Source organism: Bosea sp. ANAM02 (genome assembly GCF_011764485.1).
Lineage (GTDB): Bacteria > Pseudomonadota > Alphaproteobacteria > Rhizobiales > Beijerinckiaceae > Allobosea.
On sequence record NZ_AP022848.1, the window covers coordinates 4838974 to 4862267 of the forward strand.

The 23294-nt window shown below is 66.9% G+C and carries 19 protein-coding genes and 1 pseudogene; 11 read left to right on the forward strand and 9 right to left on the reverse strand.

All coding sequences use genetic code 11. The features are described 5' to 3' along the window. Positions 1-66 precede the first annotated feature (66 nt). The 6 genes from ahcY to OCUBac02_RS23080 form a co-directional block, all read right to left on the reverse strand. Positions 67-1473: an adenosylhomocysteinase gene (ahcY, locus tag OCUBac02_RS23055; RefSeq protein WP_465247742.1), complete on the reverse strand. Its 1407-nt coding sequence runs from the start codon at positions 1471-1473 to the stop codon at positions 67-69. A 242-nt stretch (positions 1474-1715) separates the two neighbouring features. After that, complete coding sequence (locus OCUBac02_RS23060) at positions 1716-2030, reverse strand: HPr family phosphocarrier protein (RefSeq protein WP_047577951.1); 315 nt, start codon at positions 2028-2030, stop codon at positions 1716-1718. Positions 2031-2051: 21 nt separating this feature from the next. Continuing rightward, positions 2052-2453, reverse strand: coding sequence for a PTS sugar transporter subunit IIA (locus OCUBac02_RS23065; RefSeq protein ID WP_047577950.1), 402 nt, complete (start codon positions 2451-2453; stop codon positions 2052-2054). Positions 2454-2561: 108 nt separating this feature from the next. Beyond that, positions 2562-3020: an HPr kinase/phosphorylase gene (locus OCUBac02_RS23070; protein ID WP_173049023.1), complete on the reverse strand. Its 459-nt coding sequence runs from the start codon at positions 3018-3020 to the stop codon at positions 2562-2564. 16 nt (positions 3021-3036) lie between these two features. Then, positions 3037-4836: a sensor histidine kinase gene (locus OCUBac02_RS23075; protein WP_173049025.1), complete on the reverse strand. Its 1800-nt coding sequence runs from the start codon at positions 4834-4836 to the stop codon at positions 3037-3039. A gap of 67 nt (positions 4837-4903) precedes the next feature. Further along, entirely contained in the window at positions 4904-5605 is a 702-nt protein-coding gene (locus OCUBac02_RS23080; protein ID WP_047581870.1) for a response regulator transcription factor, read from the reverse strand. 141 nt (positions 5606-5746) lie between these two features. Here OCUBac02_RS23080 and OCUBac02_RS23085 point away from each other — a divergent pair, with 141 nt between their 5' ends. From OCUBac02_RS23085 to OCUBac02_RS23095, 3 genes are all read left to right on the forward strand, one after another. Next, a complete protein-coding gene (locus OCUBac02_RS23085; RefSeq protein WP_173049028.1) occupies positions 5747-6508 on the forward strand; it encodes a HugZ family pyridoxamine 5'-phosphate oxidase in 762 nt (253 codons plus the stop codon). A gap of 267 nt (positions 6509-6775) precedes the next feature. Further along, the gene (locus OCUBac02_RS23090; protein WP_465247743.1) at positions 6776-8410 is read left to right on the forward strand and encodes a phosphoenolpyruvate carboxykinase; all 1635 of its coding nucleotides are present in this window, start codon (positions 6776-6778) and stop codon (positions 8408-8410) included. Positions 8411-8446: 36 nt separating this feature from the next. Beyond that, on the forward strand, positions 8447-9457 hold the full coding sequence (locus OCUBac02_RS23095) for an Lnb N-terminal periplasmic domain-containing protein (RefSeq protein ID WP_173049032.1): 1011 nt from the start codon (positions 8447-8449) through the stop codon (positions 9455-9457). A 152-nt stretch (positions 9458-9609) separates the two neighbouring features. Here OCUBac02_RS23095 and OCUBac02_RS23100 read toward each other — a convergent pair whose 3' ends face one another. From OCUBac02_RS23100 to OCUBac02_RS23110, 3 genes are all read right to left on the reverse strand, one after another. Then, positions 9610-11034, reverse strand: coding sequence for a sodium:proton antiporter (locus OCUBac02_RS23100; RefSeq protein WP_173049034.1), 1425 nt, complete (start codon positions 11032-11034; stop codon positions 9610-9612). Positions 11035-11047: 13 nt separating this feature from the next. Further along, the gene (locus tag OCUBac02_RS23105) at positions 11048-12721 is read right to left on the reverse strand and encodes a TRAP transporter large permease (RefSeq protein WP_082009648.1); all 1674 of its coding nucleotides are present in this window, start codon (positions 12719-12721) and stop codon (positions 11048-11050) included. 158 nt (positions 12722-12879) lie between these two features. Beyond that, positions 12880-13479 carry a TRAP transporter small permease subunit gene (locus OCUBac02_RS23110; RefSeq protein WP_173049036.1) on the reverse strand — a complete coding sequence of 200 codons (600 nt, stop codon included), beginning with the start codon at positions 13477-13479 and terminating at the stop codon, positions 12880-12882. A gap of 270 nt (positions 13480-13749) precedes the next feature. Here OCUBac02_RS23110 and OCUBac02_RS23115 point away from each other — a divergent pair, with 270 nt between their 5' ends. The 8 genes and pseudogenes from OCUBac02_RS23115 to rocF all read left to right on the forward strand — a co-directional run bounded on the left by OCUBac02_RS23115 (position 13750) and on the right by rocF (position 23221). Continuing rightward, positions 13750-14538: a class II glutamine amidotransferase gene (locus tag OCUBac02_RS23115; protein WP_052232115.1), complete on the forward strand. Its 789-nt coding sequence runs from the start codon at positions 13750-13752 to the stop codon at positions 14536-14538. Positions 14539-14681: 143 nt separating this feature from the next. Next, positions 14682-16337 (forward strand): acetolactate synthase large subunit, encoded by a 1656-nt coding sequence (locus OCUBac02_RS23120; protein WP_173049038.1) that lies wholly within the window; start codon positions 14682-14684, stop codon positions 16335-16337. Between the two features lie 171 nt (positions 16338-16508). Next, entirely contained in the window at positions 16509-17891 is a 1383-nt protein-coding gene (locus OCUBac02_RS23125; protein ID WP_173049040.1) for an aldehyde dehydrogenase family protein, read from the forward strand. A 279-nt stretch (positions 17892-18170) separates the two neighbouring features. Beyond that, a pseudogene (gene efeU, locus OCUBac02_RS23130) lies at positions 18171-18968 on the forward strand (iron uptake transporter permease EfeU); the annotation flags it as partial. A gap of 66 nt (positions 18969-19034) precedes the next feature. Continuing rightward, positions 19035-19991, forward strand: a complete 957-nt coding sequence (locus OCUBac02_RS27240; protein WP_197933366.1) for a cupredoxin domain-containing protein — start codon at positions 19035-19037, stop codon at positions 19989-19991. Beyond that, complete coding sequence (gene efeB, locus OCUBac02_RS23140; protein WP_173049042.1) at positions 19988-21307, forward strand: iron uptake transporter deferrochelatase/peroxidase subunit; 1320 nt, start codon at positions 19988-19990, stop codon at positions 21305-21307. The genes OCUBac02_RS27240 and efeB overlap by 4 nt, the downstream gene beginning before the upstream one ends. A gap of 1 nt (position 21308) precedes the next feature. Beyond that, a complete protein-coding gene (gene efeO / locus OCUBac02_RS23145; protein WP_173049044.1) occupies positions 21309-22133 on the forward strand; it encodes an iron uptake system protein EfeO in 825 nt (274 codons plus the stop codon). Positions 22134-22240: 107 nt separating this feature from the next. Beyond that, positions 22241-23221 (forward strand): arginase, encoded by a 981-nt coding sequence (gene rocF / locus OCUBac02_RS23150; RefSeq protein ID WP_173049046.1) that lies wholly within the window; start codon positions 22241-22243, stop codon positions 23219-23221. The last annotated feature ends 73 nt before the right edge of the window (positions 23222-23294 follow it).

Here is a 23294-nt window from a genome sequence, read left to right on the forward strand (position 1 = left end):
GGCACAGCCATGAAAAAAGGCCCGGCGGATGCCGGGCCTCGGGGTCGCTGGCGACTGGGCGCCCTGTCAGTAGCGGTAGTGCTCGGGCTTGAACGGGCCGGCCTGCGGCACGCCGATATACTTGGCCTGGGCGTCGTTGAGCTTGGTCAGCTTGGCGCCGACCTTGGCGAGGTGGAGCGCCGCGACCTTCTCGTCGAGATGCTTCGGCAGGGTGTAGACGTTGTTCTGGTAGTTCGCGTGGTGGTTCCAGAGCTCGATCTGGGCGAGCGTCTGATTCGAGAACGAGCAGGACATCACGAAGGACGGATGGCCCGTGGCGTTGCCGAGGTTCACAAGGCGGCCTTCCGAGAGCAGGATGATGCGCTTGCCGTCGGGGAACTCGATCTCGTCGACCTGCGGCTTGACGTTGTCCCACTTGAAGTTCTTCAGGCCGGCGACCTGAATCTCCGAGTCGAAATGGCCGATATTGCAGACGATGGCGCGGTGCTTCATCGCGCGCATGTGGTCGACGGTGATGACGTCGAGATTGCCGGTCGCCGTGCAGAAGATGTCGCCGCGCGGGGCAGCGTCTTCCATGGTCACGACCTCATAGCCTTCCATCGCCGCCTGCAGGGCGCAGATCGGGTCGATCTCGGTGACGAGCACGCGGCAGCCGGCCTGGCGGAGCGAGGCGGCCGAGCCCTTGCCGACGTCGCCATAGCCGGCGACGACCGCGACCTTGCCCGACATCATGACGTCGGTGCCGCGGCGGATGGCGTCGACCAGCGACTCGCGGCAGCCATAGAGGTTGTCGAATTTCGACTTGGTGACGCTGTCGTTGACGTTGATCGCCGGGAACGGCAGGCGGTTCGCCTTGGCCAGCTCGTAGAGGCGGTGCACGCCGGTGGTGGTCTCCTCGGAGACGCCCTTGATCGCGGCGCGGGTCTTGGTGAACCAGCCCGGATTGGCCTTGAGCTGGCGCTTGATCAGCGCGAAGAAGATCGTCTCTTCCTCATTGCCCGGCTTGTCGAGGAACTCGGCCTTGCCGGCCTCGGCCTCGGCGCCGAGGATGATCAGCATGGTCAGGTCGCCGCCGTCGTCGAGGATCATGTTCGGCGTGCCGCCGTCGCCCCAGGTCGCGGTCTTCAGCACGTACTCCCAGTACTCCTCCAGCGTCTCGCCCTTGATGGCGAAGACGGGCGTGCCGGACGCTGCGATCGCGGCGGCGGCATGGTCCTGGGTCGAGAAAATGTTGCAGGACGACCAGCGCACGTCGGCGCCGAGTTCCTTCAGCGTCTCGATCAGCACGGCGGTCTGGATGGTCATGTGCAGGCAGCCGGCGATGCGGGCGCCCTTGAGAGGGGCCTTGCCCTTGTTCTCGGCGCGCACCGCCATCAGGCCCGGCATCTCGTCCTGGGCCATGTTGATTTCCTTGCGGCCGTAATCCGCAAGCGAGATGTCCTTGACGATGTAATCCGACACGGGTGGCTCCAATCGCTCAGCCTGAATGATGGCGCGCTCTCTAGCAGCGCGCGGAGCGAATGGCAATCAAAGATATAAAGATGTCTTTATATCATACTCTCGACTCGCGGGCGTCATCCCGGGCGCAGCGAAGCGAAGACCCGGGATCCATGCCGGAGCGGTTCAGGCATGGATCCCGGATCGGCGCGGCTTCGCCGCTTGTCCGGGATGACGGCGTGTTGGAAAATCTTTCGCGAAAGGAGCGGCTAAAAGCCCTATTCCCCCTCGCCGAACTTGTCGGCGATCAGGGCCGCGAGCGCATCGAGCGCCGGTTTCGCCTCGGCGCCCTTGGCGACGATGGTGATGGTCGAGCCGATGCCGGCCCCCAGCGTCAGCACGCCCATGATCGAGGTGGCGCCGACCGTCTCGCCGCAGCGGCTCACGGTGATGTCGGCCTCGTAGCGGGCGGCGCATTGCACGAATTTCGCGGTGGCGCGGGCGTGCAGACCCTTCTTGTTGACGATCTGGAATTCGCCGTAGAGAGCCCCGGTGGGAATGTCGAGATCGGGGCAGTCGCAGTCTTCGTCCATCCTGCCCCTCTCGCGGCGCGGTTACTTGCCGGCCAGCACGCGGCTGGCGACCGTGATGTATTTGCGACCCGCATCCTGCGCGCTGGTGACGGCTTCGTCGAGGGTCTTCTCCTCGCGCACGCTGGCGAGCTTGATCAGCATCGGCAGGTTGACGCCGGCGACGACGTCGACGCGGCCCGGCTCCATCACCGAGATCGCGAGGTTCGAGGGCGTGCCGCCGAACATGTCGGTGAGGATGATGACGCCGCGGTCGGCCTCGACCTGCTCGACGGCGGCGAGGATGTCGCGGCGTCGGCTTTCCATATCGTCATCGGGGGCGATGGCGATGGTCGCGAGGTTCTTCTGAGGGCCGACGACGTGTTCGAGCGCAGCGCGGAACTCCGTCGCCAGATGCCCATGCGTCACGAGGACCAGTCCGATCATTCAATCCAGCACCGGAGAGCGCCACAAGCGCCCGGACAAGGTCGCGGTTTATGCGGCAGGAGCGCGATATGCGCAAGCCGTCAGCCGCCAAACTTGTCGAATTCGTGGTTATCGCCCCGCCTCTGTGAATAAGTCCAAGGCGTTCAACGCAAGTCTTTCGTCACCGGGGCGCCCCGTCATGCGCAGGCGCGGGAGATCGATACCGGCAAGGCTGTCGACGAGATCCTCCGGCTCGGGCATCCGCGCGGGCTCCTCGACCGCCAGATCGACGATGAGCCGGACCACGACCGCACCCGTATGCGGCTCGGGCGTGAGGCCGAGCCCGCGACGCTCGACAATGCCCTCCAGCGGCGCGACCGGGCGCGCGACCAGTCGCCCGCCCCTCGCCGCGAGCTCCACCCGGTCGTCGGCGACGAGCCGGGCGAAGCGGCCGCCCTGCCCGGCCAGGGCGATCAGCGCGAGCGCGAGCGTCGACTTGCCGCTGCCGGAAGCGCCGCGGATCAGGATTCCGGCTTCGCCGATGGCAATGGTGGTCGCGTGGATGCGGATTCGGTCGCGCACGGGCATCGCAGCCGCCCCGATCTCAGGCCGCATGGGAGTAGGCCGCGGGCAGGCAGACGATGAAGCGGGCGCCGAGACGCTGCGCCTCGCCATCCGGACCGATCGGCCCCAGGCGGTTCTCGGCCCGGATCGAGCCGCGATGGGCCTCGACGATCTGGCGCGAGATCGAGAGGCCGAGGCCGGAATTCTGGCCGAAGCCCTCGTTCGGGCGGTCGGTATAGAAGCGCTCGAAGATGCGTTCCAGCGCATGCGGCTCGATACCCGGCCCTTCGTCCTCGACGGTGACGAGCACGTCGTTGGCGACACGCGAGAGCATGACCTTCACCGGCTTGTCGGCCGGCGAGAAGGAGCGGGCATTGTCGATCAGGTTGACCAGCACCTGGCCGATGCGGGAATCGTGGCCGAGCACGAGGAAGGCGTCGTCGCCAAGGCGCTCGCTGCGCCGGTCGCTGCTCAACTCGATCCTGGCCTGGCCCTCGCGCCGCGTCTCGTTCTGGATCGTCACGACGGCAGCGAGCACCTGCGCCACGTCCACCGGGGCGGAATCGTTGCGCGCGAGCTCGGCATCGAGGCGCGAGGCGTCGGAGATATCCGAAATCAGCCGGTCGAGCCGGCGGACATCGTGCTGGATCACCGCCATCAGGCGGCCGCGGGCATCGTCCGTCCTGGCCCGCGGCAGGGTCTCGACGGCGCTGCGCAACGAGGTCAGCGGGTTCTTCAGTTCATGCGCGACATCGGCCGCGAAGCTCTCGATCGCCTCGATGCGGCTGTAGAGCGCCTTGGTCATGTCGCGCAAAGTGCCGGACAAATGGCCGATCTCGTCATGGCGGCTGCTGAAATCCGGGATCTGCTCGCGCGATTTCACACCGCGCCGCACGCGCTGGGCGGCGTCCGCCAGCTTGCGGATCGGCTCGGCGATGGTGCCGGCCAGCAGGATCGAGAGCACGATCATGACGCCGGCGGCGACCGCGAAGACCTGGAAGATCGCGAAGCGCTCGGCCGCGATCACCGCATCGATGTCGCCGCCCTGCGTCGAGAGCAGCAGCGCGCCCTTGACTGTCCGGAAGCGCTGCACCGGCACGGCGACCGAGACGATGGTCTGGCCGCGGGTATTGACGCGCACGACGCTCGCCGGTGCACCGTTCAGGGCGCGGGCGACCTCCGGATAGGACTTGCCGTTGGCATTCTCGAAATCGTCATAGGTCGGGACATCCGCCTTGCCCAGGCGGTTGCGCAGCATGTTCCAGGTGCGCTCCAGCAGCGGCGGCTCGTCGGGCTCGCCGACGCGCGGCAGATCGAGCCGCAAGACGTCGCCGCGCGAATAGAGGCTGCGCGAATCGAGGGTGAGCATGCCGTCCTTGTCGTAGACCCGTGCGCGGGTCTTGGTCGGCGTCACCAGGCGGCGCAGCAGCGGCGCCACCTTCTCGGGATTGATCGAGAAATCGAGCGGGTCCTCGGCGATGCCGGCGCTCTCGCCGGCCTGAAGCTGGAGCAGCTTGTCGGGATCGATGGTGATCGTGTCGATCTCGACCGTGGCCGAGGAGGCGATCGCACCGGCGATGATCTCGCCCTGCGTCAGAAGGCTCTGGACGCGCGCCTCGATCAGCCCCTCGCGGAACTGGTTGAGGTAGAGGAAGCCGATCAGCAGCGCGACGAGCCCGCCGAGATTGAGGACGAGGATGCGCCGGGTCAGGCTGGAGGCGGCGCGCAGCGAAATCGCGCGCGCCATGCGCTTCCAGCCGATGCCGATGCGGCGGCGCAGCACCACCCGCCAGCCGGCGGGCGGCGCGGGCGTTCTGGCCTCGTTATCGATGGTTGCCATGGCTGCGGCTTACTTCCGCTGGGGAGGGTGGTGGCGGCGAATCCGGCGCGCCTCCGCCCTCCTTGCCTCAGGTTTCCTTGAAGCGATAGCCCACGCCGTAGAGCGTCTCGATCATGTCGAAATCGGCATCGACCTGATTGAACTTCTTGCGCAGACGCTTGATGTGGCTGTCGATGGTGCGGTCGTCGACATAGACCTCGTCGTCATAGGCGGCGTCCATCAGGGCGTTGCGGCTCTTCACCACGCCCGGACGCTGCGCCAGCGACTGCAGGATCAGGAACTCGGTGACGGTGAGCGTCACCGGCTCGCCCTTCCAGGTGCAGGTATGACGCTCCGGATCCATGCGCAGCAGGCCGCGCTCCAGCGCCTTGGCATCCTCGGTGCGGGCGACCGCGGTCGCATCCTTGGCGCCGGCACGGCGCAGGATCGCCTTGACGCGCTCGACCAGCAGGCGCTGCGAGAACGGCTTCCGGATGAAGTCGTCGGCGCCCATCTTCAGGCCGAAGAGCTCGTCGATCTCCTCGTCCTTCGAGGTGAGGAAGATCACGGGCAAATCCGATTTCTGGCGCAGGCGGCGCAGCAGCTCCATGCCGTCCATGCGCGGCATCTTGATGTCGAAGATCGCGAGGTCGGGCGGATTCTGCTTCAGGCCGTCGAGGGCCGAGGCACCGTCCGTATAGGTCATGATGCGATAGCCCTCGGCCTCGAGGGCGATCGAAACCGATGTCAGGATGTTGCGGTCGTCGTCGACCAGCGCAATCGTTGGCATAAGGCTTTCGTCTCTTGTTCTCGTTGCAATACAGGGTTCCCCTCCCGCGGGAGAGGGGCCAAAGCATGGCGGCAATCTAGCCGGGGCGTGGCGATTTGCCTATGACCCCGTAGCACAAGCCGGAAATCAGGGTGAGGTTCCATGGCGAAGGCCACCAAGGACGTGATCCAGCCGATGGACGAGGCGGTCCGCGCGGAAGCGAAGGCCCTGCTGCGCGAGGCGCGCTCCGCCGCGCTCGCCACCCTCGGCCCCGACGGCCACCCCTCGGCGAGCCTGGTCGGCCTCGCCACCGACATTGACGGCACGCCGATCATCCTGATCTCGGCGCTCGCCGCCCATACCGCGAACATCGCGGGCGATCCGCGCGCCTCGCTCCTGATCTCGCCCGGCGGCAAGGGTGATCCGCTCGCCCATGCGCGGATCACCCTGAAGGTCCGCGCCCGCCGGATCGAGCGCGAGAGCGAGGACGGCATCCGCATCCGCCGGCGCTATCTCGCGCGCCAGCCGAAATCGGCGCTCTATGCCGATTTCCCGGACTTCTCCTTCTTCGCCCTCGATATCGAAGGCGCGAGCCTCAATGGGGGCTTCGCCCGCGCCTTCGCGCCGACGTCGGACGACCTGTTGAGCGACCCCGTCCATGCCGCCGCGCTCGCCGAGGTGGAAGCCGGCGCCGTCGCGCATATGAACGAGGACCATGCCGACGCGATCGGCCTCTATGCAACGCAGCTGCTCGGAGCGAAGCCGGGCGACTGGCGCGTCGTCGGGCTCGACCCGGACGGGCTCGACATGGCGCTCGGCAGCGTGGCGCTGCGCCTGCCCTTCACCGCCTCGGTCGACGGCCCCGGCGGCCTCCGACGCGCCCTGGCGGAGCTTGCCAGCAAGGCTCGCGCGCAAGCGGCGTGACAACCCCGCAACCGTTTGAGAACAGAGCCGTGAACCGGGCGCGCGGCCATTTACCACAGGATGAAATTCAATCGATTTAGGAGTCTGAGCCGGTACGTCCGGGCTTTTCAATGACTTGAGCGAAGGGTCGCATCGCCTTAAAGACCTTCGTGGCCTCCAGAGGCTGCCGGGGACGATCGGCCCCTGCAGCCTTCAGGCCTCGCCTTCGACGCTAGGGCCCTGCCACCGGCCCCGGCGCATTCGTGAAGACAACGGGCCGCCGACAGCATGGCCGGCCTCCGGAGGAATTCAGTGGACAATATCGGTCAGTTCAATGCCGCCCAAGGCGCCGAGGGCTTCGGCTTCCGCAAGCTGAAGGCCGTGCACTGGAACCTGGAAGCGCCGCAGCTCTATGAACAGTCGCTGGACCGGGGCGAGTCCCGGCTCGCGCGGGGCGGCGCGCTCTGCGCCGATACCGGCACCCATACCGGCCGCTCGCCCAAGGACAAGTTCACGGTGCGCGATGCGCTGACCGAGAACACCGTCTGGTGGGAGAACAACCAGGCGATGAGCCCCGAGCATTTCGAGACCCTGCTCGGCGATTTCCTGGCTCATGCCGAGGGCAAGGAACTGTTCGCGCAGGACCTCTATGGCGGCGCCGACCCCGTCCATCGCGTCAGGGCCCGCGTCTTCACCGAAATGGCCTGGCACTCGCTCTTCATCCGCAACCTGCTGATCCGCCCGCCCCGCGACGAGATCAACGCCTATGTGCCGGAGATGACGATCGTCGACCTGCCGAGCTTCAAGGCCGATCCGAAGCGCCATGGCTGCCGCAGCGAGACCGTCGTCGCCATCGACTTCACCCGCAAGATCGTGCTGATCGGCGGCTCGGCCTATGCCGGCGAGATGAAGAAATCGGTCTTCACCTATCTGAACTACGTCCTGCCGACCAAGGGCGTGGTGCCGATGCACTGCTCGGCCAATGTCGGCTCCAAGGACGATTCCGCGATCTTCTTCGGGCTGTCGGGCACCGGCAAGACCACGCTCTCGGCCGATCCCGAGCGCACGCTGATCGGCGACGACGAGCATGGCTGGTCGAAGGACGGCATCTTCAATTTCGAGGGCGGCTGCTACGCCAAGACGATCCGCCTCTCGGCCGAGGCCGAGCCGATGATCCACGCGGCCTCGCTGCGCTTCGGCACGGTGCTCGAGAATATCGTCATGGACCCGATCACCCGCGAGGTCGATTTCGACGATCAGACCAAGACCGAGAACACCCGCTCGGCCTATCCGCTCGACTTCATCCCGAACGCCTCGCGCACCGGCCGCGCCGGCATCCCGAAGAACATCGTGATGCTGACCGCCGACGCCTTCGGCGTGATGCCACCGATCGCCAAGCTGACCCCGGCCGAGGCGATGTACCACTTCCTGTCCGGCTACACCGCCAAGGTCGCCGGCACGGAGCGTGGCCTCACCGGGGTCGAGCCCGAGTTCTCGACCTGCTTCGGCTCGCCCTTCCTGCCGCGGCATCCGTCGGAATACGCCAATCTTCTGCGCGACTTCATCGCCAAGCACCATGTCGACTGCTGGCTGGTGAACACCGGCTGGACCGGCGGGAAATACGGCACCGGCCGGCGCATGCCGATCCGCGTCACCCGCCGCCTGCTCTCCTCGGCGCTCGACGGCTCGCTCAACCGCGCCGATTTCCGCCGGGAGCCCTATTTCGGCTTCGCGGTGCCGACCTCTGTGCCCGGCGTCGAGCCGCATATCCTCTATCCCGTGAAGACCTGGCAGGATAAGGCCGCCTTCGCCGAGACGGCCAAGAACCTCACGGAGATGTTCGCCAAGAACTTCGCCAAGTTCGAGGATCATGTCGACGATGCGGTGAAGGCGGCGGCGCCGACGAGTTCGCTCGCGGCCTGAGGCCAAGCCTTCCCGATTGTGCTACGAGAGGCGGCCATGAGCCGCCTCTTTTTCGTTGTGCTGAAACTTCTCCTCACTCTCGTCCTTCTCGGTGTCACGCTCTGGGGCGCAGGCTTTCTGCTGTTCCGACTGCCGGGGACGACAGGGATCGTCGCCGCAATCGGCTTCGGCATCGCGGCGCTCGCCGGGCTCGTCGGCATCTGGACCAGCGATGCGCGCCTGCCGCTCGGTTTTGCCATGGTCTTTGCCGGCCTGCTCGGCTGGTGGAACAGCTTCCAGCCCTCGCATGACCGCGACTGGATCCCGGAGCTGGCACGGCTGCCGAGCATCGTACGCCAGGGCGATGCGATCACCGTCTCCAACCTGCGCGATTTCCGGTGGCGCACGGAAGAGGATTACGACCAGCGCTGGGAGACACGGCGCTACAATCTTGCGGCGGTTACCGGCGCCGACGCGTTCCTGACCTATTGGTCGGGCGAGGCGATCGCGCATCTGATGATCAGCTTCACGTTTTCCGACTCGGTCCCGCTCACCATCTCGATCGAGGTCCGGCGCGAGAAGGGCGAGGAATGGTCGGCTCTGGCCGGCTTCTTCCGCAGCTACGAGATGGCCTATGTCGCGGCCGACGAGCGCGACATCGTCGGCCTGCGCACCCACGCCCGGCGCGAGGACGCCCGGCTCTTCCGCCTCAGCGCCTCGGGCTCCCAGGCGCGCGACCTGCTCCTCGCCTATGTCGCCGATATCAACGACCTCGCCGCCAAACCGCGCTGGTACAACACGCTGACGACCAATTGCACGACGGTGGTCTACCACCTCGTCGCCAGCGTCTCGCCGGGCTGGAAATTCTCGCTGCCGCTCGATCCGCGCGTGCTGCTCTCGGGCTATCTGCCGGGCTATCTCCAGCAGATCGGCGCGATCCGGCAGGATATCCCGCTGGACGAGCTGGTCCGGGCCGCGCGCATCGGCGACCACGCGCGCACGCTCTCGCTCGACGATCCGCATTTCTCCGAGAAGATCCGCGAGGGCGTGCCGACCGGACGGCCGTAAGACGGCTGAAGGGTGTCATTCCGCACGCGCTGCAGCATGCAAATGCTGCAGCGCAGATGCGGGATCGTCCGACGGAAGAGGCGCCCCTTTTCTGCACCCGGTCGCGTGTCTGCGCAGCGGCACTGCGCGCCGCAGCGCGCATGGGAAGACAGCTATCGGAAGAACAGCAGCGTCTGCACCATGAAGAGCGGAATCAGGATCGCGCCCGACCAGAGGATGTAGCCGAAGAAGCTCGGCATCTTCACCTTCCGATCCTTGGCGATGGCGTAGACCATGAAGTTCGGGGCGTTGCCGATATAGCTGTTCGCGCCCATGAAGACCGCGCCGGCCGAAATCGCCGCCAGTGTCAGCGCCCCCGTCGTCATCAGCGCCTTGGGATCGCCGCCCGCCAGCTCGAAGAAGACGAGATAGGTCGGCGCGTTGTCGAGGAAGGACGAGAGCAGGCCGGTGAGCCAGAAATAGGCGACCGTGTTGGCGCTGCCGTCGGCATTGCTGACCAGCGCGACCAGCGACGCGAAGGCGCCGTCCTTCCCGGCCTGCAACATCGCCAGCACCGGGATGATGCAGATGAAGATGCCGGCGAAGAGCTTGGCGACCTCGACGATCGGCCCCCAGGTGAACTCGTTGCCGGCGCGCACCGGGCCGGGCGTGAGCTTCAGCGACAGGCCTGCAAGCGCAAGCAGGACGAGGTCGCGCAGCAGGTTCTGCCCCTCGACGGGAACGCCGTGGATGGTGAAGGCGACGCCCGGCTTCCAGTTCGCCGACATCAGGATCGCGGCGATGACGCCGGCCAGAAGCAGGATATTGACCTTGCCCCAGAGCTTGATGGCGCGGTCCGGCGTCGGGTCCTTGAGCCTGGGATAACCCTCCTCCTTACGGAAGAACCAATTGTCGAGCGCGTAGAACAGGCCGAGCAGCACGACGACGGCGAAGGCCGTCTCGGGCAGGAGATGCGTGGTGGTCCAGAAGAAATCGACGCCGCGCAGGAAGCCGAGGAAGAGCGGCGGGTCGCCGAGCGGCGTCAGCGATCCCCCGATATTCGAGACCAGGAAGATGAAGAAGACGACGACATGGACGTTGAAGCGCCGGTCGTCATTGGCGCGCAGAACCGGCCGGATCATGATGATCGAGGCGCCGGTCGTGCCGACGAAGCTCGCCAGCCCCGTGCCGATGGCCAGCAGCACCGTGTTGGTCGCCGGCGTGCCGTGCAGGTTGCCCGAGATCAGGATGCCGCCCGCGATGGTGAAGAGCGCGAAGAGCAGGATGATGAACGGGATATAGTCGAGCAGCGCGGTATGCAGCAGCGCGCCGAGCGCCGGATCGGCGCCGCGCAGCAGGACGAGCGGCACCAGCGTCAACAGGGCCCAGAACGCGGCGAACTTGCCGTAATGGCGTTCCCAGAGATGCGGGAACAGCACGGGGCCGAGCGCGATCGAGAGCAGCATGCCGGCGAAAGGCAGCGCCCAGCCGACACCCATGCCGGCCCCGCCGATATCGCCCGCAGCCCAGGCGGAACCCGGCATCGCGACCAGCGCGAGCGATGCCATCACGATCAGCCTGCCTGCATGGCCTGCCATGACGCGACCTACCCTACGGCTTGGGCGGCGTGCCGATGACCGGCGGCGCGTTGAGGTCGAACCCGCCCGGCAGGCCCGTGCCGCCGAGCCCCGGGATCTGGATCGAGTCGAACTGCTTGTCGATCGCCTTCTGGTCGAGCTGCACGGCCGAGGCCTTGTAGTGCATCACCATCTGCGGGAACAGCACGACGAGCGCGACCATGATGCACTGGATCACCACGAAGGGCACGGCACCCCAGTAGATCTGGCCCGTGGTGATCGGCTCCATCATCCGGCCGGTGACGCGGTCCTTGTAGGGGTTCTTCGGCGCGACCGAGCGCAGGAAGAACAGCGCGAAGCCGAAGGGCGGATGCATGAAGGAGGTCTGCATGTTCACGCCGAGGATGATGCCGAACCAGATCAGGTCGATGCCCAGCTTCTCCGCGGCAGGCCCGAGCAGCGGTACGACGATGAAGGCCAGCTCGAAGAAGTCGAGGAAGAAGGCGAGCAGGAACACCATGATGTTGACGACGATCAGGAAGCCCGTCGCACCGCCCGGCAGCCCGATCAGCAGATGCTCGACCCAGAGATGGCCGTTGACGCCGTAGAAGGTCAGCGAGAACACGCGCGCACCGACCAGGATGAAGAGCACGAAGGCCGAGAGCTTGGCCGTCGACTCGACGGCCTGCCGCAGGAGCTCGAAATTCAGCCGCCTCTTGCTGATCGCAAGAAGGATCGCACCGGTCGCGCCCATCGCACCGCCTTCCGTCGGCGTGGCGACGCCGATGAAGATCGTGCCCAGGACGAGGAAGATCAGCGCCAGCGGGGGCACCATCACGAAGATCACCTGCTCGGTCATGCGCGAGAGCAGGTTGAGCCTCAGGAGCTTGTTGATCAGCGCGATCACGAAGGCGATCGCCACCATCAACGACATGGTCAGCACCACGAAATCGGCGCCGGCCTTCACCGTCGTGAAGAGCTTCATGTAGGCATAGGCGAGCGCCAGCGAGATCACCGTGACGACGAGCAGCGAGAAGCGCCGCGTCTTGCCGTCGGCATCCCCCAGGGTCTGCGCTTCCGGCGGCAGGCCGGGCGCGCGATTGGGATAGACCATGGTGACGAGGAAGACGTAGCCCGCATACATCGACGACAGGACGAGGCCGGGGATGAAGGCACCCTCGTACATGTCGCCGACCGAACGGCCGAGCTGGTCGGCGAGCACGATCAGGACGAGCGAGGGCGGAATGATCTGAGCGAGCGTGCCCGAGGCCGCGATGACACCGGTTGCAAGGCGCCGGTCATAGCCGTAGCGCAGCATGATCGGCAGCGAGATCAGGCCCATCGAGATCACCGAGGCCGCGACGACGCCGGTGGTCGCGGCGAGCAGCGCGCCGACGAAGACCACCGCATAGGCCAGGCCGCCGCGAACCGGCCCGAAGAGCTGGCCGATGGTGTCGAGCAGGTCCTCCGCCATTCCGGAGCGTTCGAGGATCAGGCCCATGAAGGTGAAGAACGGCACGGCCAGCAGCACGTCGTTGTTCATCGTGCCGTAGATGCGCTCCGGCAGGGCCTGCAGGAAGTTCTCCTGGAACAGGCCGAGCTCGATGCCGATCAGCGCGAAGAGCAGGCCGTTGGCGGCGAGCGCGAAGGCGACGGGGTAACCGAGCAGCAGGAAGACGACGAGGGCGGCGAACATCACCGGCGCCATGTTGACGCGCAGGAAATCACCGATACCGCCGCCCGCCGCGAAGGCGTCGCCGGTATGGAGGCCGAAGAAGGCGAGGATCGTGAGCGCGAGCAGCAGGCCGGCGACGCGCGGAAAGCGATGAGCGTGCATGGGAGGGTTCCGGACTTCTTGCGGGCCGCTCACGAAGCGAGGCCCTGTTCCTTGGCTTGATGGAGCAGGCGCTGGGCTTCCGCCTCGGCAGCCGCGGCATGGCCGGCCGCCGCCTCGTGATCCTCAAGATCGCCGCGCATGATCGCGATCTGCTTGATGATCTCGGAGATGCCCTGGAAGGCCAGCATCAGGAAGCCGATCACGACAAGGCCCTTCGCCGGCCATTGCGGCAGGCCGCCGGCCGAGAGCGACTGCTCGTCGATGGCATAGGAGCGCATGAAGAACGGCCAGGAATGGTAGACGATCAGCAGGCAGAACGGCATCAGGAAGAGAATGTGGCCGAGCAGCTCGATCCAGTGCCGGACCTTCCTCGGCAGCATGCTGTTCACGATGTCGATGCGGATGTGCTCCTTCACCTGCATCGTCCAGGAGGCGCACATAAGGAAGACCGCCCCGAACAGCATCCATTGCAGCTCGAGCCAGGCGTTCGACGAAACGTTGAAGACCTTGCGGATGATGGCGTTGATCGCCGCCACGAGCACCGCGACGAGGATGAGCCAGGCGATCTTCTTGCCGATCTGGCCGTTAACCGCGTCGATGACGCGGCTGATGGCGAGGAGACCCTTCACATTCCCGCTCCCGTGAAGACGCAATTCTGCGCCGTTTCCGCCCCTTAGTCGGCAGGATCGGTATAGGAGGGATGCGCGGCACGCAAGACTGTGCGGGCCTTATCCATTGGACCAAAGGCGAAGGCGGCGCATTTGCCTCTTTTTGCGGCAACAGGTTGCGGCGCGGCCGGAATCCGAATTCGCCGGCACCGCGAAGAAACGTTATGGTCGCGTTCATCTTCGGAGAACATCATTCTCCAGCCCGCTTTCCATGCTCGATTCGAGGCGCCGATGTGCCGCTTCCTCGCCTATTCCGGCGTTCCCGTCTTCCTCGAGGATTTCGTCGCCTCGCCCTGCCATTCGCTGATCCACCAGTCGCTCCATGCCGAGGAGGCCAAGACCGGCACGAATGGCGATGGCTTCGGCGTCGGCTGGTATGGCGAGCGGCCCGAGCCCGGCCAGTATCGCGAGGTGCGCCCCGCCTGGTCCGACGAGAACCTGCTCTCGATCGCGCGGCAGGTGCGCTCGCATCTGTTCTTCGCCCATGTCCGCGCCGCGACCGGCACCGCGACGACGCGCGCGAACTGCCACCCCTTCGTCCATGGCCGCTATCTCTTCATGCATAACGGCCAGATCGGCGGCTACGGCACGATCCGCCGGCGGCTGGAGGCGCTGATCCCGGATTCGCTCTACGGCGCCCGCGCCGGCACGACCGACTCCGAAGCCCTGTTCCTGCTCGCGCTCTCCCATCTGGCGGAAGGCATGGCGCCGGGCGACGCGCTGGCCACCGCCCTGTCGGATACGCTCGCGCTGATGGAGCAGGCCGGCGTGCGCGAGCCGCTGCGCTGTGCCGCCGCGCTGGCCGATGGCGATGGCATCCATGCGATCCGCTGGTCCTCCGACACCAAGCCACCGAGCCTCTATGTCTGCGAGCGGCCCGACAGCGTCGTCGTCGCCTCCGAGCCGGTCGATGCCCAGCGCGAATGCTGGCAGGCCCTGCCCTGCAACACGCTGGTCACGGTGCAGGGCGGCGCGGTGACCTTCTCGCCCTTCGAGATCGCGCTGAAGCAGGCGGCTTAAGGCGACCCCGACCCGCTCGCTTCAAGTTCCGGCCCGACAGGACGGCCATGCGCCGTGCGCCCTGACACGCCCCCGGTTGCCTTCCTACGTCGAAGGCCTAGCCTTGCCGTCCGACGAGGCTGTCTCCGCGAAAGGCACGGGCGATGAAGAAGGGTTCCGATCTCCTGGTCGAGGCGCTCGAGAACGAGGGCGTCGATCGCGTCTTCGGCGTTCCCGGCGAGGAAAATCTCGACGTCGTCGAATCCCTGCGCCGGTCGAAGATCGAGCTTGTCCTGACCAGGCACGAGCAGGCCGCCGCCTTCATGGCCGCGACGCATGGGCGCCTCACCGGCCGCCCCGGCGTCTGCATCGCGACCCTCGGACCCGGCGCGCTTAACTTCTCGACCGGGGCGGCCTATGCCCATCTCGGCGCGATGCCGATGATCCTGATCACCGGGCAGAAGGCGATCATGACCGCCAAGCAGGCGCGTTTCCAGATCGTCGACGTCGTCGCCTCGATGCGCCCGCTGACCAAGATGACACGCCAGATCGTCAGCCCCGGCAGCATCCCCTCCGTGGTGCGCGATGCCTTCCGCGTGGCGATGGAGGAGCGGCCGGGTCCGGTCCATCTCGAACTGCCCGAGGATATCGCGGCCGAGGAGGTCGAGGATATCCCGATGATTCCGGTTCATGCGCTCGACCGGCCGGTCGCGCCGGCTGCCCCGCTCGACCGCGCCGCCGCGATGATCCTCGCCGCCAGGCGCCCGCTGGTGATGATCGGCGCCGCCGGCAACCGGCCGCATCTCGTCGAGCCGCTTTCGACGGCGGTGCGCCGCATCGGCCTGCCCTTCTTCAACACGCAGATGGGCAAAGGCGCCGTCACCGGCGGCTCCAACCTCTATCTTGGCACCGCAGCGCTCTCCGAGGGCGACTATGTCCATGAGGCCGTCGCCGCCGCCGATCTCATCATCGCGGTCGGCCACGACACGATCGAGAAGCCGCCCTTCCTGATGCGCCAAGCCGGCGGACCGAAGGTGATCCATCTCGGCTTCCAGTCCGCCAATGTCGAGCAGGTCTACCATCCCGATGCCGAGGTGATCGGCGATATCGGCGTCACCATGACGGGGCTCGCCGACCGGCTGGAAGGCAAGCTGCCCGAGCAGAAGCAGACGCTTGAACTGCGCCAGAAGATCCTCGCGAAGATCAATGCCCGCGCCGAGGAGGACCGCTTCCCGGTGACGCCGCAGCGTCTCGTCCACGACGTGCGCGCGGTGATGCCGGAGGACGGCATGGTCTGCCTCGACAACGGCATGTACAAGATCTGGTTCGCGCGGAACTACCGCACCCATGTCGCCAACACGCTCCTGCTCGACAATGCGCTGGCGACGATGGGCGCAGGCCTTCCCTCGGCGATGATGGCGGCGATGCTGCATCCCGAGCGGCGCGTCATGGCCGTCTGCGGCGATGGCGGCTTCATGATGAACTCGCAGGAGATGGAAACGGCGGTCCGGCTCGGGCTCAACCTCGTCGTGCTCGTCCTCAATGACGGCGCCTATGGCATGATCCGCTGGAAGCAGGCCGTCGACCAGTTCCCGGATTACGGCATGACCTTCGGCAATCCCGATTTCGTGCGCTATGCCGAGGCCTATGGCGCCAAGGGCTCGCGCGTCACCTCGGCCGAAGCGCTGGTGCCGACGCTGGAGGCCGCGTTCAAGGGCGGCGGCGTCCATCTCGTCGACTGCCCGATCGACTATTCCGAGAACACCCGCGTCCTCGTCGAGGAACTCAGGAACAAGGTGCCGGACGTGGATCTGGCTTAACGGCCGCCATCACCGAAGCCCTCATCCTGAGGAGCAAGCGCAGCTTGCGTCTCGAAGGATGCTCCAGATAGTTCCAGAGCCTCCTAAAGCATCCTTCGAGACGCCATTCCCAAGGGAATGGCTCCTCAGGATGAGGGTTCGGAAGCGTCGATGTCCAAAGGAGACAAGATCATGCTCCAGGTTGTTCAGGCCTTTGACCGCGCCCCGATCACCGAGATCGAAACCGATGACGAGGCCGCGCTCGAACGCAAGCTCCAGGCGGCGCAGGCGGTCTTCAAGGATCGCGACAACTGGCTGAAGCCGCATCAGCGGATCGCGATCCTGCGCAGGCTCGCCGGCCTGCTCGAAGCCAGGCGCGACCATTTCGCCATGCAGATCGCGCGCGAGGGCGGCAAGCCGCTGCCGGACGCGATGGTCGAAGCCAACCGGGCGGTCGACGGCGTCTACAATGCGGCCGAGGAACTCCGGAACTTCGCCGGGCGCGAGATCCCGATGGGGCTCTCGGCGGCGGCCGCCGATCGCTGGGCCTTCACCACCAAGGAGCCGATCGGCATCATCGCGGCGATTTCGGCCTTCAACCACCCGCTCAACCTGATCGTGCATCAGGTCGCGCCGGCGATCGCGGTCGGCTGCCCGGTCATCGTCAAGCCGGCCGGCACGACGCCGCTCTCCTGCATCGACTTCGTCAAGCTGGTGCATGACGCCGGATTGCCGGAAGCCTGGTGCCAGACATTCGTGCCCTTGGAGACCGCGCTGGCGGAGAAGTTCGCCACCGATCCGCGCATCGCCTTCCTGAGCTTCATCGGCTCTGCCAAGGTCGGCTGGCACCTGCATTCCAAGCTCGCCCATGGCGCCCGCTCGGCGCTGGAACATGGCGGCGTCGCGCCGGCGATCGTCGACAGGAGCGCCGATCTCGACGGAATCATCGAGCCGATCGTGAAGGGCGGCTACTACCATGCCGGACAGGTCTGCGTGTCGACGCAGCGGATCTATGTCCATGACGCGATCATCAATGACTTTACCGAGCGGCTCGTGGCGCGGGTCCGAAAGCTGCGCACCGGCGACCCGACGTTGAAGGACACCGAAGTCGGCCCGCTGATCATCCCGAAAGAGGCCGACCGCGTCGCCTCCTGGATCGACGAAGCGGTGAAGGGCGGCGCGCGGCTCGCCACCGGCGGCGGGCGCCTGTCCGAGACGACGCTTGAGCCGACCGTGCTGATCGACCCCGATCCGGAAGCGCGCATCTCCAGAGAGGAGGTCTTCGGCCCGGTCGTCGCGATCTACCGCTACAGCAAGCTCGACGATGCGATCGCGCGGGCGAATTCGCTGCCCGTCGCCTTCCAGGCCAGCATCTTCGCGCAGGATATCGACATCGCCTTGCGCGCCGCGAACCGGCTCGACGCCTCCGCCGTGATGGTCAACGATCCCACGACCTTCCGCACCGACTGGATGCCCTTCGCCGGACGGCGCGTCTCCGGCTACGGCACCGGCGGCATTCCCTACACGATGCGCGACATGACCCAGGAGAAGATGATCCTGCTCAAGCGGCGCTGACGGGTGTCCACGCCCTCCGTCATGGTCGGGCTCATCCCGATCATCCACGTCTTCTTGCATGCGACGGGAAGCGCAAGACGTGGAAGCTCACCACGCGGGCGAGCACGATGAGAATGCGTGGGTGAACCATGTTTTCGACAAGTATCCGATCGCAAATCGATAGTTTACGATCATTCTAAACTATCAGGAATTGGTTGACCCTTGCGCTCCGGCTGCCTAGGCACGGGCTGCCTGCGCCGCGAATGACTGATCGCGACGCGCAATCGAGCCGGGTTCGTCGTGATCGTACCGTTTCTCATCATGCTCCGCGAGGGCATCGAGGCCGCGCTGATCGTCGGCATCGTCGCGAGCTATCTGGTCAGGAGCGGGCGGCGCGAATGGCTGCCGGCGCTCTGGATCGGCGTCGGCCTTGCCTGTGCGGTCAGCCTCGCGGCCGGCGCTGCGCTCGACATCGTCGTGGGCGAACTGCCCCAGCGCGGGCAGGAACTGTTCGAGGCCGTGATCGGCCTGATCGCGGCGGCGATGCTGACCTCGATGGTGTTCTGGATGCGCAAGGCCGCGCGCTCGATCAAGGGCGAATTGCAGGCCGGCGTCGACGCCGCACTGTCCGGGGCGCATCAGGGGCTGGCGCTGGTCGGGCTCGCCTTCCTGGCCGTGGTCCGCGAGGGGTTGGAATCGGTCTTCTTCCTGCTCGCCATCTTCCAGCAGAACAGCGGCTGGGCACCGGCCATCGGCGCGGGTCTCGGCATCGGACTGGCGGCCGTCATCGGCTATGCCATCTATGCGCTCGGCGTGAAGCTCAACCTGCGCAGCTTCTTCCGCTGGACCGGCATCCTGATCCTGTTCGTCGCGGCCGGGCTCGTGGCGAACGCCGTGCGCTCGCTGCACGAAGCCGGGCTCTGGAACCATCTCCAGCAGGGCGTCTACGATCTCGGCACGGTGCTGCCGGCCGACAGCGCGCTCGGCGCGGTCCTCTCCGGCTTCTTCGGCTATCAGGAGCGGGCGGCGCTCGGCGAGGTCCTCGCCTATCTCGCCTTCCTCATCCCGATGCTGGCGCTGTTTCTCCTGGGTGGCAGGGAGACGCAGACATCGCCTGCGCCGCAGGCCAGGGTGCAGCGCTCGCCGCGCCTGAAGCTTGCCGGTATGACCGCGCTGCTGCTGGCCTGCGGCGGCGTCACGGCCTTCATCTATGCCGCCGGCAGCGGTGGCCGACGCGGGGCGGCGGCCGGGACGAGCGATATCGCCATCGCGATCACCGACCGGACCTGCCAGCCGGCGACGCTGACCGTTCCCGCCGGCAGGTTGAGCTTCGTCGTGAGCAATCGCGGCGAACGCGTGCTGGAATGGGAAATTCTCGACGGCGTCATGGTGCTGGAGGAGCGCGAGAACATCGCGCCGGGCCAGTCGCGCCGGCTGACGACGCAGCTTCATCCCGGCGAATACGCCATCACCTGCGGCCTGCTCAGCGCGCCGCGCGGCCGCCTGATCGTGCAGGCCTCGACGGCGCAGCCACGCCCGGCCCTGACGCTGATGGACATGGTCGGCCCTGCCGCCGAATACCGCGCGGTCCTCAGCGAGCGCTCGGCCGCACTCGGGGCGGCGCTCGACAGGCTCGAACAGGCGGAAGGCACGGGCGACCTGCAGGCGGCGGGCAAAGCCCGCCGCGAGGCCGCTTCGCTGCTATCCGGACTGCACCCGGCCACGGCGGACGACGGCGAGCTCGAAGGGCTCTACGGCACGTTGCAGGCGGCGCTCTCCGGCGCAGCGGTCGCGATCAAGCCGGCGGCCGAGACTTTCCGCGCCGCGCTCGCCCAGCGCACCGTCCTACCCGACACGATGCTGGCGGGCGCGATCAACCTTCTCTCGTCGCCGGATGGCGAGGCCGCCTCGCCCGAGGACGCCATTGCCGCGAGCGATATCGCGAAGCTGCTGCTGCCACTGACGGTGCGCGTCGATCCGGCACTGGCGGCACGTGTGCGGGCCGATCTCGTGGCCCTGCCCGACGACGCCAAGCCGGGTGGCGCGCGGCAGGCGCTGGCCGAAGACCTCGCGGCCATGCGCAAGGCGCTCGCTTTGCCCGAAGCGGAGCGCAAGTCATGACCAGACCGGACAAGCCCTTCATACCCTCGCGGCGCTCGCTCCTGACCGGCGGCGCGGCAGCTCTCGGCAGCGCCTCGCTGGCTCAGGCCTCGGGCGAACCGGTGCAGAATCCGGCGGCGGCGCCCGAAAGCGAGACCACCGCCCAGCGCCAGCCCTTCCACGGCCTCCATCAATCCGGCATCGTCACGCCGCGCCCGGCTACCGGAATGGTCGCTGCCTTCGACGTCACCGCGACCTCGCTGGACGAACTGGAACGGCTCTTCCGGCTGCTCAGCGAGCGCATCGCCTTCCTGATGCAGGGCGGGCCGGCGCCGACCGCCGACCCCGGCTTTCCGCCGCCCGACAGCGGCATCCTCGGCCCGGTCATCGCGCCCGACAACCTCACCGTCACCATCGCGCTCGGCGCCTCGCTCTTCGACGAACGCTTCGGGCTCGGGCCGTTCAAGCCCAGGCATCTCCAGCGGATGAAGCGCTTCCGCAACGACGCGCTCGACGGCGCGCTCTGCCATGGCGATCTCCTGCTGCAGTTCTGCGCCAACACCGCCGACACCAATATCCATGCTCTGCGCGACATCCTGAAGAACGCGCCCGATCTGCTCGTGCTGCGCTGGAAGCAGGAAGGTACGGTGCCGGTGCTGAAGCCGAAGCCCGGCGAGCCGGCCGAGAGCGCCCGCAACCTGCTCGGCTTCCGCGACGGCACTGCCAATCCCGATGCCGCCGACACGACCCTGATGGACCATCTCGTCTGGGTGCAGTCAGGTTCCGGCGAGCCGGACTGGGCGACACATGGCAGCTATCAGGTCGTCAGGATCATCCGGAACTTCGTCGAGCGCTGGGACCGCACGCCGCTCGGCGAGCAGGAAGCGATCATGGGCCGCGAGAAGGCGAGCGGCGCGCCCTTCGGCGGCAGCCAGGAGTATGACGAGCCCGTCTATGCCGACGATCCCGAAGGCAAGCGCACGAAGCTCGACGCCCATATAAGGCTGGCCAATCCGCGCCGCCCGGGGACGGAAGCCAGCCGCATGCTGCGCCGGCCGTTCAACTATTCCAACGGCGTCACCCGCGCCGGCCAGCTCGACATGGGGCTGCTCTTCATCTGCTTCCAGCAGGATCTCGAGCGCAGCTTCATCGCCGTGCAGAAGCGGCTCGATGGCGAGCCGCTGGAGGAATACATCAAGCCTGTCGGCGGCGGCTATTTCTTCGCCCTGCCGGGCGTGCCCGAGGCCGGCAGCCATCTCGGCGCCGGCCTGATTCGGGCCGCGCGCGGCATCGTCCCCGCCGCGACCTCGACTTCCCCCCGCAAGACAGGAGACTGATATGCGCTTGCGTTTCGCAAGGCTGGCCGGTGCCAGCCTGATCGCCATGATGACCGCCGGATCGGCATGGGCCGCCTCGCCGCTCGACCTCGTGGCGCCGGTTGCCGAGTACAAGCTCTATGTCTCCAAGGGCGTCGATCAACTGGTGAAGGACACCAAGGTCTTCACCGATGCCGTCAAGGCCGGCGACCTCGCCAAGGCCCGGGCGCTCTACGCGCCGACCCGCGTCTCCTATGAGAAGATCGAGCCCGTGGCCGAATTGTTCAGTGATCTCGACGGCAAGATCGACTCGCGCGCCGACGACCACGAGAAGGCCGAGAAGGACCCGGAATTCACCGGCTTCCACCGCATCGAATATGGTCTCTTCGCCAAGAACAGCACGGAGGGGCTCGGCCCCTTCGCCGACGGCCTGCTCGCCGACGTCACGGAATTGCAGAGCCGCATCAAGGGCCTGACGGTGCCGCCGGACAAGATGGTCGGCGGTGCGGCGGCGCTGATCGAGGAGGTCGCGGCGACCAAGATCTCCGGCGAGGAAGACCGCTACAGCCATACCGATCTCTGGGATTTCCAGGCCAATGTCGACGGCGCCAAAAAGATCGTCGACCTGCTGCGCCCGCTCGTCGTCAAGGAGGATAAGGCGCTGGCCGGGAAGATCGACGCCAATTTCGTGACCGTCGACAAGACGCTCGCCAAGTACAGGCTCAAGGATGGCGGCTTCGAGACCTATGACAAGCTGAGCGAGGCCGACCGCAAGGCGCTGGCCGCGATGATCACCACGCTGGCGGAGGACCTCTCCAGGCTGCGCGGCGTGCTCGGCCTCGGCTGACATCAACCGGTTACGCAAGCGCGCCACTCGACAGGTGGGAGCCGATGCGCCATGGACGGCGCATCGGCGCCTGACGCCTATCGAAATCCCATGAACGGATCGCCAGCATGACCGCCTCCTCGACGAACGCTCCCGCCTCCCAGGGCCGCATCGCCCTGCTCGGTTGCCCGATCGAGGTCGGCGCCTCGCGTCGCGGCGCGTTGATGGGCCCAGCCGGCCTGCGCACCGCCGGTCTCGTCGGCGTTCTGGAAAGCCTCGGCTACGCGGTCAGCGACCATGGCGACATCCTGCCGCGCGACCTGAAGCCGGTGGATGGCCCCGCCCCGGCCAATGCCCGCTTCTACAACGAGATCGCCGCCTGGATGCGCGCGCTCAGCGCCCGCGCCTACGAGATAGCCCGCTCCGGCGACACGCCGATCTTCCTCGGCGGCGATCACAGCCTGTCGATGGGCTCGGTCAACGGCGTCGCCCGCCACTGGCAGGAGCAGGGTCGCAAACTCTTCGTGCTCTGGCTCGACGCCCATGCCGATTTCAACATGCCGGCGATCTCGCCCTCCGGGAACATGCACGGCATGTCCTCGGCCTTCCTCTGCGGGGAGACCGGGCTCGACGATCTGCTCGGCGCCGAGCCGCGTGCCTCGATCGCGCATGAGCAGCTCAGCCTGTTCGGCATCCGCTCGATCGATCCGCTGGAGAAGGCGGCGGTGAAGGCTCGCGGCGTCGACATCGCCGACATGCGCGCCATCGACGAGCACGGCGTCGGCGTGCTGATCCGCCAGGTCATCGAGAAGGTGCGCGCGGCAAACGGCGTGCTGCACGTATCCTTCGACGTCGATTTCCTCGATCCGCCGCTGGCGCCGGGCGTCGGCACCACCGTGCCGGGCGGCGCGACCTATCGCGAGGCCCATCTGGTGATGGAGCTGCTGCACGATTCCGGGCTGGTGCGCTCGATGGACATCGTCGAGCTCAACCCCTTTCTCGACGATCGCGGCCAGACCGCCCGCCTCGCGGTCGAGCTCGCCGGCAGCCTGTTCGGCCAGCAGATCACCGACCGGCAGACACCTTCGAACGCGATCGGCGCGGCGTAAGTCGCGCTTTCGCGAAAGCCGATCTTCACTCTTGCCTGTTAGAGGCGGTTCTGTCGGCTTGCCAGCCGACGGA

Coding starts and splice junctions, on each gene's coding strand:
- OCUBac02_RS23060 (WP_047577951.1), bottom strand. CDS start 2,030: ATGGACGAAGACTGCGACTGCCCCGATCTCGACATTCCCACCGGGGCT.
- OCUBac02_RS23065 (WP_047577950.1), bottom strand. CDS start 2,453: ATGATCGGACTGGTCCTCGTGACGCATGGGCATCTGGCGACGGAGTTC.
- OCUBac02_RS23070 (WP_173049023.1), bottom strand. CDS start 3,020: ATGCCCGTGCGCGACCGAATCCGCATCCACGCGACCACCATTGCCATC.
- OCUBac02_RS23075 (WP_173049025.1), bottom strand. CDS start 4,836: ATGGCAACCATCGATAACGAGGCCAGAACGCCCGCGCCGCCCGCCGGC.
- OCUBac02_RS23080 (WP_047581870.1), bottom strand. CDS start 5,605: ATGCCAACGATTGCGCTGGTCGACGACGACCGCAACATCCTGACATCG.
- OCUBac02_RS23085 (WP_173049028.1), top strand. CDS start 5,747: ATGGCGAAGGCCACCAAGGACGTGATCCAGCCGATGGACGAGGCGGTC.
- OCUBac02_RS23090 (WP_465247743.1), top strand. CDS start 6,776: ATGGCCGGCCTCCGGAGGAATTCAGTGGACAATATCGGTCAGTTCAAT.
- OCUBac02_RS23095 (WP_173049032.1), top strand. CDS start 8,447: ATGAGCCGCCTCTTTTTCGTTGTGCTGAAACTTCTCCTCACTCTCGTC.
- OCUBac02_RS23100 (WP_173049034.1), bottom strand. CDS start 11,034: ATGGCAGGCCATGCAGGCAGGCTGATCGTGATGGCATCGCTCGCGCTG.
- OCUBac02_RS23105 (WP_082009648.1), bottom strand. CDS start 12,721: ATGGCGCCGGTGATGTTCGCCGCCCTCGTCGTCTTCCTGCTGCTCGGT.
- OCUBac02_RS23115 (WP_052232115.1), top strand. CDS start 13,750: ATGTGCCGCTTCCTCGCCTATTCCGGCGTTCCCGTCTTCCTCGAGGAT.
- OCUBac02_RS23120 (WP_173049038.1), top strand. CDS start 14,682: ATGAAGAAGGGTTCCGATCTCCTGGTCGAGGCGCTCGAGAACGAGGGC.
- OCUBac02_RS23125 (WP_173049040.1), top strand. CDS start 16,509: ATGCTCCAGGTTGTTCAGGCCTTTGACCGCGCCCCGATCACCGAGATC.
- OCUBac02_RS27240 (WP_197933366.1), top strand. CDS start 19,035: ATGACCGCGCTGCTGCTGGCCTGCGGCGGCGTCACGGCCTTCATCTAT.
- efeB (WP_173049042.1), top strand. CDS start 19,988: ATGACCAGACCGGACAAGCCCTTCATACCCTCGCGGCGCTCGCTCCTG.
- efeO (WP_173049044.1), top strand. CDS start 21,309: ATGCGCTTGCGTTTCGCAAGGCTGGCCGGTGCCAGCCTGATCGCCATG.
- rocF (WP_173049046.1), top strand. CDS start 22,241: ATGACCGCCTCCTCGACGAACGCTCCCGCCTCCCAGGGCCGCATCGCC.